We start from the raw sequence: 12,206 nt of genomic DNA, 5'->3' as shown, positions 1-12,206 counted from the left end.
TCCCCGGATGCTCGACACCGCCGCTGCCGCCCGCCCGCAGGGCCTCGCCGTGCGCTGCGCGAGGGCCCTGCTCTCTCCGTGGTCGCGGTTGTCGTTGCTGGTGGGGCTGCTCGTGGCGGCCGGGGCGTGCGTGCTGGTCTTCGAGCCGCAGCGGCTGCTCTCCGACGGCTGGCCCGGGCAGCTGGGCGGCGCCGCCGCCGTGCTGGTCTTCGCCGCCGCGTACGGCCTGTGCACCGCGGCGTTCGTGCCGCGCCCCCTGCTCAATCTGGCGGCCGGCGCCCTGTTCGGATCGCAGGCGGGGCTGGCGGCGGCGATCGCGGGGACGGTTCTCGGCGCGGGGATCGCCTTCGGCCTCGGCCGGATGCTGGGACAGGACGCGCTGCGCCCGCTGCTCCGGGGGCGCTGGCTGAACGCGGCCGACGGGCAGCTGAGCAGGCACGGCTTCCGGTCGATGCTCGCCGTGCGGCTGTTTCCCGGGGTGCCGTTCGCGGCCGCCAACTACTGTGCGGCGGTGTCCCGCATGGGCTGGCTGCCGTTCCTGCTCGCCACGGCCCTGGGCTCGATCCCGAACACCGCGGCGTACGTCATCGCAGGCGCCCGAGCGTCGACGCCCACGTCGCCCACCTTCCTGATCGCGATGGGGTTCATCGCGGTGACGGGGTTGGCGGGAGTACTGGTGGCCTGGCGCAAGCGCCACCACCTGCGCCCGTAAGGGCGCGGGGCTGTGACATTGTGCGGCTCCGCCGCGTGAGCGCGACCAGCCCCCACGCACCTCCAGACGAAGTACCGCCCCCCAGCGGAGCTACAACGCTTCGAGAATGGTGGCGTTGGCAAGGCCCCCGGCCTCACACATGGTCTGCAGCCCAAAGCGAGCGCCACGGACCCGCATGGCATGCACCAGGGTCGTCATGAGCCGCGTACCACTCGCACCCAAGGGATGCCCCAACGAAATCGCGCCGCCGTGCACATTCACCTTCTCCGGGTCGACGCCAGTCTCCTGCAGCCAGGCGAGGACGACGCTCGCGAACGCCTCGTTGACCTCGAAGAGGTCGATGTCGTCAAGGCTCAACGAGGCATTGCGCAGCACCTTCTCGGTGGCGGGCAGAACGCCGGTGAGCATGAGGAGCGGATCGGACCCGGTGACGGCGAAACTGTGCAGCCGGGCCAGCGGGCGCAGCCCCAGCCGCGCCGCGTTCTCGCTGGTGGTGATGAGAACGGCGGACGCCCCGTCATTGATCGGGCTGGTGTTGCCCGCAGTGACGGACCAGTCGATCTGCGGGAAGCGCTCACCAAAAACCGCGTCTTCGTAAGCCGGCTTCAGACCGGCGAGGATCTCCGGAGTGGTGGCCGGACGTACGGACTCGTCGCGGGTGACGCCCTCGATCGGGGCGACCTCCGCGTCGAAGAGGCCCTGGTCCCAGGCCCGCGCGGCGCGCTGGTGCGACGTCGTCGCGAAGGCGTCCATCCGCTCACGCCCGATGGACCACTTGGCGGCGATGAGTTCGGCGCTGATGCCCTGCGGGACGAGCCCTTCGGGGAAGCGCTCGGCGACGCCGGGGCCGAAGGGGTCGGCGCCCGCGGGGACGTTCGACCACATCGGTACGCGGCTCATCGACTCCACACCGCAGGCGACGGCCATGTCGTACGCACCTGAGATGACCCCCTGGGCGGCGAAGTGCACGGCCTGCTGGGAGGAACCGCACTGGCGGTCCACGGTGGTGGCGGGCACCGACTCCGGGAAGCCGGCGGACAGGACGGCGTAGCGGGTGGTGTTCATGGCCTGCTCGGCGACCTGGTCGACGCAGCCGCCGATCACGTCGTCGATGCGGGCCGGGTCGACACCGCTGCGCTCCACGAGGCTGCGCAGGGTGTGGGCGAGGAGCTCGACCGGGTGGATATGGGCGAGGGAGCCGTTGGGCTTGCCCTTGCCGACCGGGGTGCGTACGGCTTCGACGATGACGGCGTCACGCATGGTGCGGGCCTCCTAGGGCGCCGTGGAGGGGCACGCAACGGCACTCCCCCAGGGCGATTACCAGTGAGTAGGAAATCTGAACTCACCATAGCCCCGCGAGTTGGAAATTCAAACCCTCCCCTTCGCTCCCCCTAGACTGCGCGCATGAAGGATGCGCGCCCCTGCTCGATCGCCGACGCCCTCGCCCTCGTCGGCGAGAAGTACTCCCTGCTCGTCCTGCGCGAGGTCTGCCTCGGCAACGGACGCTTCGACCAGCTGGTGCGCAACATCGGCGCCCCGCGCGACGTCCTCGCCACGCGCCTGCGCCGCCTGGTGGACGCGGGCGTCCTGGAGAAGATCCCCTACAGCGAACGCCCGCAGCGCTTCCAGTACCGCCCCACACAGGCGGGCCTCGAGCTCGAACCGGTCCTGATGACCCTGATGGCCTGGGGCGACCGCCACCTGCGCGGGGACGACGACCGCCCGATGGTCATCGAGCACGTCTGCGGCCACGAGATGCTCCCGGTCGTGACCTGCGAGGCCTGCGGGGACCGCGTCCACCACGACGACCTCACCGCGCACCCGCAGGCCCCCGGCTGGACGACGACGGGTCCGACGGCGGCCGCTTAACCCAGTGACGCTACGCTGCCCCACGGCGAGGGCTTGATCACCCCTCGCTCATGTACCGCCCGCATCCATCTCCACCTGACGCACGTGACCGCACCCGCAGCCCAATGATCAGTACTTGGACGGCGCAGTTTCCATGTCTTGGCTTGAATCCTTCATCCTCGGGCTCGTCCAGGGACTGACCGAGTTCCTCCCGATCTCGTCCAGCGCGCATCTGCGGCTGACCGCGGCGTTCGCGGGCTGGCACGATCCGGGGGCCGCGTTCACCGCGATCACCCAGATCGGCACCGAGGCCGCCGTGCTGATCTACTTCCGCAAGGACATCGGCCGGATCATCACGGCGTGGTTCGGCTCCCTCTTCGGCAAGGTGCCGCGCTCCGACCACGACGCTCAGATGGGCTGGCTCGTCATCGTCGGCTCGATCCCGATCGGGGTACTCGGCGTCACGTTCAAGGACCAGATCGAGGGACCCTTCCGCGATCTGCGGCTTATCGCCACGACGCTCATCGTCATGGGCATCGTCCTCGGCATCGCCGACCGCCTCGCGGCCCGCGACGAGACCGGCGGCAAGCACCGCGCCGTGAAGGAACGCAAGAGCCTCAAGGAGCTGAGCGTACGTGACGGCCTGATCTTCGGTGTCTGCCAGGCCATGGCCCTCATCCCCGGCGTCTCCCGCTCCGGCGCCACGATCAGCGGCGGCCTCCTGATGGGCTACACCCGCGAGGCCGCGGCCCGCTACTCGTTCCTGCTCGCCATCCCGGCCGTCCTGGCCTCCGGCGCCTTCGAGCTGAAGGACGCGAGCGAGGGCGGTCATGTGTCGTGGGGCCCGACGATCTTCGCGACGATCATCGCCTTCGTGGTGGGCTACGCGGTGATCGCGTGGTTCATGAAGTTCATTACGACGAAGTCCTTCATGCCGTTCGTGTACTACCGGATCCTGCTCGGCATCCTCCTGTTCATCCTCGTCGGCGCCGGCGCGCTCAGCCCGCACGCGGGGGAATCGGCGGGGTGAGGCGGGGCCTGGCGGGGCCTTCGTTGTGACCAAGAACCGGGATTCACGGCCGCGGTGGACCAGCATGTCGCTGAGATCCGGGACCGGCTCGAGGTGCGGGGCGCCGGGCTCATTTGGCGAGCGCGTCCTCCCGGCCCGCCTGGTACGCGCTGACGCTGCCGCGCGCCTTCGCCGTCTCCTTCTCCGCCGTGTCGAGCCAGCGCTCCCAGCGCTGCCGCATCGGGCCGATGAGACCGCCGCCCACACCGACGATCATGATGCCGGCACCGGCCGCGAGCGCCGCGTACAGCACCGGCTGGGTGACCGAGGTCGCGATGCCCGCCCGACCGAGGGCCGCGATGGCCCCGAGGGCGACGACGCAGGCCCAGACGATGGTGCCGAGCTGGGGCGTGATCAGGAGCAGGGTGTAGGAGACGACCTTGCAGATGATCGCCGTCATGTCGTACTTGGAGCCCTCGAGGAGCTTGGACGCGCCCGCGCGATCGGCGAGCTTCTCCGAGCCGACCTTGCGAAGGACCCGGTCGAGGACGCGCGCGATCATCTTCGAGATGAACCCGCCGATGGCCAGGACGACCAGGAAGCCGATGAGCTGCGGCACGAACTGCGCGACCTTGGACCAGGCATCGTTGAGGCCCTGGGTGAAGTCCACCGAAAGACTGACGCAGTGGGACATGAGTGGTCCTCCACTCGCTGGGCCCGCGCGCCGTCGCGTCGGGCCGATGAACCCCCATGGCGCGCGGGTGGCCGGGCGCGTCCTCCTCTCCGGACGGGGCCGGATTGAGGCCGAATCGGGGTCGTATCACAGCCCCCAGAGCCCCTTGCCGAGCGTCGTGACCCCGCCTGCCAGGGCGAGCAGCAGCACGACGAGGCGGGCGCGGTTCTCCGGCATCCGGGCCGCGATCACCCTGCCGATCACGGCGCCCACCGCCATCGCGGTCACCGCCAGGCCCCACACGGGTGCGGCAAGGCGTGGCAGGCCGTTGGCCGCGATGGAGAACGCGTTCACCACGACGCCGTAGAACTGCGCGTTCGGCACGAACTCCCGCACCGTCCAGCCCGCGTTGACCGCGTACAGGGAGACCGGCGGACCACCCACACCCGCCGACGCGTTCATGAACCCGCCCGCCGCGCCCGCGGCAAGCGCCCCCTTCCTGCCGCGCAGGGCGGGCATCTGGACGCCCCGCATCACCAGCAGCACCGCCACGCTCACCAGCGCCCCCATACCGGCGAGCAGCATGGGCTCGGGCAGCCGACGGGCCGCCCAGGTGCCCGCGGGGACCGTGCACACGGCCGCCGCGACCAGCGGGACCATCGAGGACGGGCGCACCTGCCGCCAGGACGCGGCGAGGCCGACCAGGCTGATCGCACAGCCTGCGCAGTTGGCGAGGACCACGCCTTCGGCCGGGCCGAGGATCAGCACCAGGGCGGGCACCGCGACGAGCGCGAACCCCATGCCGGTGAGCCACTGCACCGAAGCGCCGAGTAGAACGATGCCGCCGAGCAGCAGATCGGCCGTCCAACCGCTCGCCACAGCCCACTCCTCACCGACGCACCACAGATCCCTCTCCTGAGTGATCCATCACAGCCTCACCGCGCACCAGCCCCAACACCAGCCCCTCGACGCTCACTTGGAGGATCTGCCCAGTAGCTGACAGTTCCGATTGTCGTAGCTATCCCCTAGGCTTGACCTCATGCCCTTAAGCCCTCAGCCCTCTGGTTCCGTGCGGTCCGCCGCGGAGTTGAACGAGCGGATCCGCGGCCTGTGGCTGCGCGCCGACGGCCGCCTTTCGGCGGAACAGCGGCGGGAGTACGAGCAGTTGGTGACCGAGTGGGCGGCAGCCGTGCGCGACGAGGTCGTGAAGGCGGCGTAGGCGCCACGCCGGGAAGGCACTTGGGACCAGCACACCACCGGCGACGATCACTACGCTGCGGGTATGCGGGCTCATGAGCAGTACCTTCGCCATCGGCGGGACGCGGCGCTGCTCGCCGCGCTCGGCGGGCCTCTCGCGAGTTGGCGCTGATCGGGCTTGCCATCGAGGAACGCGGCAGGCACGAGGGCGATGAACTCGTCGTCGAGCTCGACCCGGCCTCGCTGGCGGCGGCGCGGCGCAGCGCCGGGCGCTGAACGCTCCGCGGGAGGTGCGGTGATGAACCCGCGGGCCGGTCGGGGCTGGTCTCCCGTCAGCGGGTGACACTGTGAACCCAGGGTTCGCCCCTGCACGCCCCTTGGCTGTGCACCCCCGGTGCCCAACACTGAGCCGATGACGCAGCGTGTGGAACTCGCGGCCGTGCTCGACCGGTTGGCCATCGATGCCCTGATCACCGAGTACGCGGTCACCGTCGACGACGGCGACTGGGACGGCTACCGGAAGCTGTTCGCGCCGGACGGCCGCGCGGACTACCGCTCGGCGGGCGGCATCGAGGGAGGTGCCGCCGACATCGCCGCGTGGCTCGCCGACACGATGCGGCTGTTCCCGATGCGCCAGCATCTGATCGTCAACCGCAGGCTCCGGTTCGGGACCCTGGACCAGGACACCGGCGACACGGCCCACGTACAGGCCGACTATGTGAACCCCATGCGGTTCGCGCGGGACGACGGGGAGGCATCCACGGCGCCGGACTTCGTGTGCGGCGGCCGGTACGCCTTCGCGGCGCTGCGCACGCACGCCGGCTGGCGGCTGCGGCAGGTGGTCGTCGAGGAGAAGTGGCGGCAGAGCCCCGTACGCCACGACCAGAGCTCCGCCGCCGGATGAGTGCGGAGGACAGTACGAAGGACACGGGGCGGCACGGTCTGCGCAGGCCCTCTGTCCTAGATCGTCGCGGGCGCGCACACTGGTAAGCACGACCCGGCGTCGAGGACCGAGGAGGCGCTGCATGGAGGCAGTCGGCGACGACCGGAACGGGTGGCGGGCCCGTCTGACGCCCCCCGCGGGCGGGGAGCTGCTCGCCTCGGCCCGGTGGCGCGGCGCCGTCGCCGTCCTCGTCGGCGCGCTCTTCCTGATCGGGACCGGGGCCGATCCCGTCGGGGCGTACGGCGCCGTCGTCACCGGGGCGCTCGGGCCCGACGGGATCGGGTCCACGCTCACCACCGGGACCAGCATCATCGGGCTCGCCGTCGCGCTCGCGATTCCGATGCGGGCCGGGCTGCTCAACCTGGGCGGGGACGGGCAGTTGGTGCTCGGCGGGATCGCGGCCGCCGCCACGGGGCTCTACTCGCCGCTGCCCGCACCGCTCACCGTCGTCGCCGCGCTGCTCGCGGGGATGGCGGCCGGCGCCGCGTACGCCGCGCTCGCCGCCGTGTGCCAGAACCGGTTCGGCGTACCGCTGTTGGTCAGCAGTCTGCTGCTCGGATATCCGGCGATGTCCTTCGCCTCCTATCTCGCGCGGTTTCCGCTGAAGGAAGAGGGGTCGAGCCTTCCGCAGACCCGGCGGCTGCCGGACGGGGTCGAGCTGCCCGCCTTCGGGGCGTCGACCGTCACCGTGGGCCTTGTGCTCGTGGCGGTCGCCGCCGCCGTGTACGTCTTCGCGGACGCCCGTACCGCCACCGGCTACGAGATCCGCATGACGGGGCTCAATCCGCGCTTCGCCGCGTACGCCGGGGTCGACCGGCCGAAGCTGACGCTGCGTCTGATGGCGCTCTCCGGCGCCGTCGCGGGCCTGGTCGGCGCGATCGGCGTGCTCAGCTTCCCGTACCGCTTCATCGACGGTTCGCTCACCGCGGCCGGGCACACCTGGACCGGACTCACCGCCGCCCTGCTCGCCGCCGCCGCGCCCATCGGGACCGCCCTCGCGGCGCTGTTCTTCGCGGCGCTCGAAGTGGGCGGGCTCGCCATGGAGCGGACCACGGACGTGCCGCGCGAGCTGACCCAGGTCCTGCAGGCCGTCGTCATCGTCTTCCTCGCCGCCCGGCTGAACCTGACGTGGCGACGCGCCAAGAAGAAGCACACCGACGCGAAGGAAGCAAAGGAAGCGAAGGAAGTGAGCGTGCGATGAGCATCGACTCCGCCCTGTTCCACTCCGCGCTGCTCGCCCTCACCCCGATCCTGCTCGCCGCACTCGGCGGCGCGATCTGCGAGCGGGCCGGCGTCTTCAACATCGGCCTCGAAGGCATGATGCTGATCGGCTGTTTCAGCGGCGTCGCGGGCAGCTGGTTCACCGGGAGCGCCTGGCTGGGTGTGGTGTTCGCCGCCCTGGCTTCGGCGGCGTACTCGATGGTCCTCGCCGTCGGGACGATCAGTCTGCGGGGCGACGCGGTCGTCCTCGGCGTCGCGCTGAACCTCCTCGCGGTCGGGCTCACCGGATTCCTGCTGCGTACGGTCTTCGGCGTGCAGGGCACCTTCTCCGACCCGGAGTTGGCGGGTCTCGGCGGCGTCGACATCCCGTTCGCCGGTCCTGTCCTCTCCGGGCACTCCGTGCTCGTTTATCTGTCGTGGGCCGCCGTCGCCGTGGCGGCGGTGTTCCTCGCCCGCCACCCGTGGGGCCTGCGCCTGCGCGGCGTCGGCGAAGCGCCTGACGCGGCGGCGACCCTGGGGGTCAGCCCGGCGAAGTATCAGTACGCCGCCGTCCTGACGTCAGGCGTGCTGTGCGGGCTCGCGGGTGCTCAACTCGCCCTGGGCAACGTCACGTTGTTCTCCGAGAACATGACGGCGGGGCGCGGCTGGATCGCCGTGGTCGCCGTGATGCTGGGACGCGCTCTGCCGCTCGGCGTGCTGCTCGCGGGGCTGCTCTTCGGCATCGCGGAGGCCGTCGGTTTCCGGCTGCAGGGGCTCGGCATGCCGCAGCAGGCGACCGACGCCGCTCCGTACGTGGTGACCCTGATCGCCCTCTTCCTGTCCACGGCGCGCAGGCGCCGCCGCAAGTCCCCGGTATCCCCGGTATCCCCGGCATCTCCGGTATCCCCGGTAGGAGAACCCGCATGACGACGTCGCCCGGCGACACGCTGCCCATCACCCGCGTCCCGCGCACCGGCCTGCCCACCAGCGCGGTCGTCGTCGGCGACCCGGCCCGCGCGGCGGCCGTCGCCGACCTCCTGGCCGACGCGAAGGAGGTGTCGTACCACCGCGAGTACCGCGCCTTCACCGGCACCTGGCAGGGCACCCCCGTCGTGGTCGCGTCGCACGGCGTCGGCGCACCCGGCGCGATCCTCCTCTTCCAGGAGCTCGCCGAGGCGGGCGTCACCACCATCCTGCGGCTCGGTACGGCCGGCGCGATCCGCCCCGGCATCGGCGACGGCGACCTGGTCATCGCCGACGCGGCGGTGCGCGACGACGGCGTGACGGGGCAGCTGATCCCCGCCGAGTACCCGGCGTTCTCGACCCCGGAGGCGGTCATCGCGCTCCAGCGCGCCGCGCGGGCGGTCGACGCCCCGCACCACCGGGGCGTGGTGTGGACGCGGGCCGCGTTCCAGCCGGGCTTCCTGCCGCTGCCCGGCGACGCGTACGCGGCGGCCGGGATCGCGGCCATCGAGATGGAGCTCTCGGCGCTGCTCGTCTTCGCCTCCACGCACGGTCTCACGGCGGGCGGCGCGCTCGTCGTGGACGGCGCCAACGCCGACGAGCTGGTCGACGAGGAGGCCACCGGCGGCTACAACCCGCACCGGAACGTGGTCGCCGACGGAGTCGACCGGGGCGCCCGGATAACCTTGGACGCGCTGCGCCTCCTGGCCACGGCCCAGCAGCACTGAACGACAGCTCGACCAGCTCGACCAGCTCGGCAGCTCGACCAGGTCAACTTGCCAGACCAGCTCGACCACGGAGAACGGAACCGATGCACCCCACTGACCTGCCGGCCCAGGACCGGGGCGGCTCCGTGGATCTCCTGGTCCACGGCGGCGACGTCCTCACCGTCGACCCGTCGGGCACCGTCGTGACGGACGGCGCGGTCGCCGTGCGCGCCGGGAAGATCGTCGAGGTCGGCCCGGCTGAGCGGCTGCGCGCCACGTACGAGGCGGCCGATGAGCTGGACGCCGAGGGCTGTCTCGTCCTTCCCGGCCTCATCAACACGCACACGCACCTGGCGATGACCCTGTTCCGCGGCATCGCCGACGACGTCACCCTGCAGGGCTTCCTGGCCCGGGTGATCCCGGCCGAGGCGCAGCGCCTCTCACCGGCGACGGTCACGGCGGGGATGCTCGGCGCGATCGCCGAGTCCGTACGCGCCGGGGTCACCACCGCGCTCGACATGTACTGGTTCCACGAGGCGGCCGAGGCGGTGGCCCGCGACGCCGGGTGGCGGCTGCTCACCGGTCCCACGTTCATGGACGTGCCGGGCCCGCCGGACGGCCGCGCCTACGCCGACCGGCTCGGCTGGGCGGCCGCCGACCTCGCCGCCCGCACCCCGGCGCCGGGCACCCGCCCGGTGCTCTTCGCGCACTCCGCGTACACCCTGGGCCCCGAGCAGCTGACGGCGATCACCGCGCTCGCCCGTGAGCACGGCGCCCTCCTCCACATCCACGCCGCCGAGAACGCGGGCGAGGTGGCGACCGTCCTCGAGCAGCACGGCATGCGCCCCGTGGAACTGCTCGAATCGCTCGGCGTGCTCGGCCCGGACACGCTGCTGGCGCACGCGGTCGACCTCACCGACGCGGAAATCGCGATGCTCGCCCGCACCGGCACGGCGGTCGCGCACTGCCCGGTGTCGAACCTGAAGCTGGGCTGCGGCATAGCCCGCGTCCCCGACCTCCTCGAGGCGGGCGTCACGGTGGGCCTCGGCACGGACGGCGCGGTCAGCTCCAACACCCTCGACCTGCTCGGCGCGGTGAACCTCGCGGCGCTCGTGCACAAGGCGGGCGGCGACCCGACGGCGGTCGGCGCCGAGCAGGCGGTGCGCATGGCGACCATCGAGTCGGCGCGGGCGCTCGGCCTCGCCGACCAGCTCGGCTCCCTCGAACCCGGCAAGCGCGCGGACCTGATCGTCCTCGACCTCTCGCGCCCGCACCTCGCGCCCCGGCACGACCCGTGGTCGATGCTGGCGTACAGCGCCGCGTCCTCCGACGTCCGCGACACGGTCGTCGACGGCCGGGTCCTGATGCGGGACCGTACGCTGGTCACCCTGGACGAACAGCACGCACTCGGCGCCCTGCGGGACGCGGCGGCGTCCACCGCACCGACGAGCACCCCCGAAGTGGCAAGCACCGTATGACCTTCGAACCCACCCGCGGCTTCACCGGCCGCGCCCGCGCCGCCGACCGCGATCCGCGACTGCCTCCCGGCCAGTACGACGCGGCCGACAGCTGGCCGGTCCTCTCTGCCGAGGTGACGCCGGACCTGACGCCCGCGGACTGGACGTTCCGCGTGGACGGCCTGGTCACGTCCCCCCGCACCTGGACGTGGGACGAGGCGCACGCGCTGCCCGCATCCGAGTACCGGGGCGACATCCACTGCGTAACCAGCTGGTCCAAGTTCGGGGTGCGCTTCGGCGGGGTGAGCCTGGACGCGTTCCTGACCGCCGCGGAGCCGCGCCCCGAGGCGACGCACATCGTCGCGTACTCGCACACGGGCTACACCACGAACCTCCCCCTCTCCGACGTCACGGACGGGAAGGCGTGGATCGTCTGGGAGTACGAGGACGGCCCGCTGCCTCCCGAGCACGGCGGCCCCGCCCGCCTGATCGTCCCCCACCTCTACTTCTGGAAGAGCGCGAAGTGGGTCGCGGGGCTGCGGCTCCTCGACCACGACGAGCCGGGCTTCTGGGAGCAGAACGGCTATCACCACCGGGGCAATCCCTGGCGGGAGGAGCGCTACTCCGGTGACTGACACGTTCGTACCCCCTACGCGGTTCGCCGTGCCCGGCCGGATCGCGGTGAGCAATCGCGCGGCGGCCGTCTGGCAGCGGGCGACGGTGGTGGAGATCCGCCGGGAGACGCCCGCGGTCTCGACGTTCCGTCTCAAGGTGCCCGGCTGGCAGGGGCACCTGCCGGGCCAGCATCTGATGCTGCGCCTCACGGCTCCGGACGGCTATGTCGCCCAGCGCCACTACTCGATCGCCTCCGCACCAAAGGACGCTGAGGCGTCCGGCGAGATCGAACTGACCCTGGACCATGTGCCGGGCGGCGAGGTGTCCGGGCACCTCCACACGGTCGCCCGTGTCGGCGACACCGTGGAGGTGCGGGGACCGCTGTCCGGCTTCTTCGCCTGGCCGGGGGACCGCCCGGCGCTGCTCCTTGGCGCGGGGTCGGGGGTCGTCCCCCTGATGTCGATGCTGCGGTACTGGCGGAAGGCGGGGGTGGGGGTGCCGCTGCGGCTGATCGTCTCGGCGCGTACGCCGCAGGATCTGATCTACGCGGATGAGTACGGGGACGAGACGAGGGTGGTGCTTACGGGCACGGAGGGCCGCCTGGCAGCGGGGCACCTGGCCCCGCTGCTGACCCCTTCCGCCCTCCCCGAGGGCGGCTGGGAGGCGTACATCTGCGGCTCGAACGGTTTCGCGGAGCATGCGTCGCGCCTGCTGGTGGCCGCGGGCCAGCCGGTGGACCGGGTCCGGATCGAACGGTTCGGCTAGCCCGGCCGACCCCCGCTACGGCGAGACCTCCTCCAAGCGCCGCCCCGCGGTCTCCTCGGCCCCGAGCGCGGCCACCACGGACCCCACCACCGCGACCGCCCCCAGCACCACGAACAC

Annotated in this window: 14 protein-coding genes; 11 read left to right on the top strand and 3 right to left on the bottom strand. The window is 71.9% G+C overall.

Translation table 11 applies throughout. The annotated features are described in order from the left end of the window. Positions 1–7 precede the first annotated feature (7 nt). A complete protein-coding gene (locus E2651_RS14410; RefSeq protein ID WP_135331513.1) occupies positions 8–712 on the top strand; it encodes a TVP38/TMEM64 family protein in 705 nt (234 codons plus the stop codon). 90 nt (positions 713–802) lie between these two features. On the opposite strand, the gene E2651_RS14405 is transcribed toward E2651_RS14410, so the two are convergent. After that, positions 803–1,972, bottom strand: a complete 1,170-nt coding sequence (locus E2651_RS14405) for a thiolase family protein (protein WP_135331512.1) — start codon at positions 1,970–1,972, stop codon at positions 803–805. 144 nt (positions 1,973–2,116) lie between these two features. Between E2651_RS14405 and E2651_RS14400 the strand changes: the two genes are divergently transcribed. Then, the gene (locus E2651_RS14400; RefSeq protein ID WP_135331511.1) at positions 2,117–2,581 is read left to right on the top strand and encodes a helix-turn-helix domain-containing protein; all 465 of its coding nucleotides are present in this window, start codon (positions 2,117–2,119) and stop codon (positions 2,579–2,581) included. Positions 2,582–2,714: 133 nt separating this feature from the next. Further along, on the top strand, positions 2,715–3,590 hold the full coding sequence (locus tag E2651_RS14395) for an undecaprenyl-diphosphate phosphatase (RefSeq protein ID WP_135331510.1): 876 nt from the start codon (positions 2,715–2,717) through the stop codon (positions 3,588–3,590). A 109-nt stretch (positions 3,591–3,699) separates the two neighbouring features. Here the strand turns inward: E2651_RS14395 and E2651_RS14390 are convergent, their stop codons facing one another. Together E2651_RS14390 and E2651_RS14385 are read right to left on the bottom strand one after the other, a co-directional pair. Next, positions 3,700–4,263 carry a hypothetical protein gene (locus tag E2651_RS14390; protein WP_135331509.1) on the bottom strand — a complete coding sequence of 188 codons (564 nt, stop codon included), beginning with the start codon at positions 4,261–4,263 and terminating at the stop codon, positions 3,700–3,702. A 126-nt stretch (positions 4,264–4,389) separates the two neighbouring features. Next, positions 4,390–5,121, bottom strand: coding sequence for a sulfite exporter TauE/SafE family protein (locus E2651_RS14385; RefSeq protein ID WP_135331508.1), 732 nt, complete (start codon positions 5,119–5,121; stop codon positions 4,390–4,392). Between the two features lie 160 nt (positions 5,122–5,281). On the opposite strand from E2651_RS14385, the gene E2651_RS14380 reads away from it, so the two are divergent. The 8 genes from E2651_RS14380 (at position 5,282) to E2651_RS14345 (ending at position 12,089) form a co-directional block, all read left to right on the top strand. Next, positions 5,282–5,461 (top strand): hypothetical protein, encoded by a 180-nt coding sequence (locus tag E2651_RS14380; RefSeq protein ID WP_135331507.1) that lies wholly within the window; start codon positions 5,282–5,284, stop codon positions 5,459–5,461. A gap of 390 nt (positions 5,462–5,851) precedes the next feature. After that, positions 5,852–6,343: a nuclear transport factor 2 family protein gene (locus tag E2651_RS14375; RefSeq protein WP_135331506.1), complete on the top strand. Its 492-nt coding sequence runs from the start codon at positions 5,852–5,854 to the stop codon at positions 6,341–6,343. Between the two features lie 121 nt (positions 6,344–6,464). Beyond that, positions 6,465–7,583 carry an ABC transporter permease gene (locus tag E2651_RS14370; RefSeq protein ID WP_135331505.1) on the top strand — a complete coding sequence of 373 codons (1,119 nt, stop codon included), beginning with the start codon at positions 6,465–6,467 and terminating at the stop codon, positions 7,581–7,583. After that, positions 7,580–8,509, top strand: coding sequence for an ABC transporter permease (locus E2651_RS14365; RefSeq protein ID WP_135331504.1), 930 nt, complete (start codon positions 7,580–7,582; stop codon positions 8,507–8,509). Before E2651_RS14370 ends, E2651_RS14365 begins: the two co-directional genes overlap by 4 nt. After that, positions 8,506–9,273, top strand: coding sequence for a purine-nucleoside phosphorylase (locus E2651_RS14360; RefSeq protein ID WP_135331503.1), 768 nt, complete (start codon positions 8,506–8,508; stop codon positions 9,271–9,273). Before E2651_RS14365 ends, E2651_RS14360 begins: the two co-directional genes overlap by 4 nt. A gap of 83 nt (positions 9,274–9,356) precedes the next feature. After that, positions 9,357–10,730, top strand: coding sequence for an amidohydrolase (locus tag E2651_RS14355; RefSeq protein ID WP_135331502.1), 1,374 nt, complete (start codon positions 9,357–9,359; stop codon positions 10,728–10,730). After that, positions 10,727–11,344: a sulfite oxidase-like oxidoreductase gene (locus tag E2651_RS14350; protein ID WP_135331501.1), complete on the top strand. Its 618-nt coding sequence runs from the start codon at positions 10,727–10,729 to the stop codon at positions 11,342–11,344. Before E2651_RS14355 ends, E2651_RS14350 begins: the two co-directional genes overlap by 4 nt. Next, the gene (locus tag E2651_RS14345) at positions 11,337–12,089 is read left to right on the top strand and encodes a ferredoxin reductase (protein WP_135331500.1); all 753 of its coding nucleotides are present in this window, start codon (positions 11,337–11,339) and stop codon (positions 12,087–12,089) included. The genes E2651_RS14350 and E2651_RS14345 overlap by 8 nt, the downstream gene beginning before the upstream one ends. The last annotated feature ends 117 nt before the right edge of the window (positions 12,090–12,206 follow it).

It is taken from the genome of Streptomyces sp. MZ04 (assembly GCF_004684775.1).
In the GTDB taxonomy this organism is placed as follows: Bacteria; Actinomycetota; Actinomycetes; order Streptomycetales; family Streptomycetaceae; genus Streptomyces.
The sequence above is the reverse complement of the archived record's forward strand: the minus strand, read 5'-3'. Positions and strand labels throughout refer to the sequence as shown.

Excerpts from the sequence above, each read along its gene's own strand:
- E2651_RS14395 (WP_135331510.1), top strand. The coding sequence starts at position 2,715 with ATGTCTTGGCTTGAATCCTTCATCCTCGGGCTCGTCCAGGGACTGACC.
- E2651_RS14365 (WP_135331504.1), top strand. The coding sequence starts at position 7,580 with ATGAGCATCGACTCCGCCCTGTTCCACTCCGCGCTGCTCGCCCTCACC.
- E2651_RS14360 (WP_135331503.1), top strand. The coding sequence starts at position 8,506 with ATGACGACGTCGCCCGGCGACACGCTGCCCATCACCCGCGTCCCGCGC.
- E2651_RS14390 (WP_135331509.1), bottom strand. The coding sequence starts at position 4,263 with ATGTCCCACTGCGTCAGTCTTTCGGTGGACTTCACCCAGGGCCTCAAC.
- E2651_RS14375 (WP_135331506.1), top strand. The coding sequence starts at position 5,852 with ATGACGCAGCGTGTGGAACTCGCGGCCGTGCTCGACCGGTTGGCCATC.
- E2651_RS14350 (WP_135331501.1), top strand. The coding sequence starts at position 10,727 with ATGACCTTCGAACCCACCCGCGGCTTCACCGGCCGCGCCCGCGCCGCC.
- E2651_RS14400 (WP_135331511.1), top strand. The coding sequence starts at position 2,117 with ATGAAGGATGCGCGCCCCTGCTCGATCGCCGACGCCCTCGCCCTCGTC.
- E2651_RS14410 (WP_135331513.1), top strand. The coding sequence starts at position 8 with ATGCTCGACACCGCCGCTGCCGCCCGCCCGCAGGGCCTCGCCGTGCGC.
- E2651_RS14405 (WP_135331512.1), bottom strand. The coding sequence starts at position 1,972 with ATGCGTGACGCCGTCATCGTCGAAGCCGTACGCACCCCGGTCGGCAAG.
- E2651_RS14380 (WP_135331507.1), top strand. The coding sequence starts at position 5,282 with ATGCCCTTAAGCCCTCAGCCCTCTGGTTCCGTGCGGTCCGCCGCGGAG.
- E2651_RS14370 (WP_135331505.1), top strand. The coding sequence starts at position 6,465 with ATGGAGGCAGTCGGCGACGACCGGAACGGGTGGCGGGCCCGTCTGACG.
- E2651_RS14355 (WP_135331502.1), top strand. The coding sequence starts at position 9,357 with ATGCACCCCACTGACCTGCCGGCCCAGGACCGGGGCGGCTCCGTGGAT.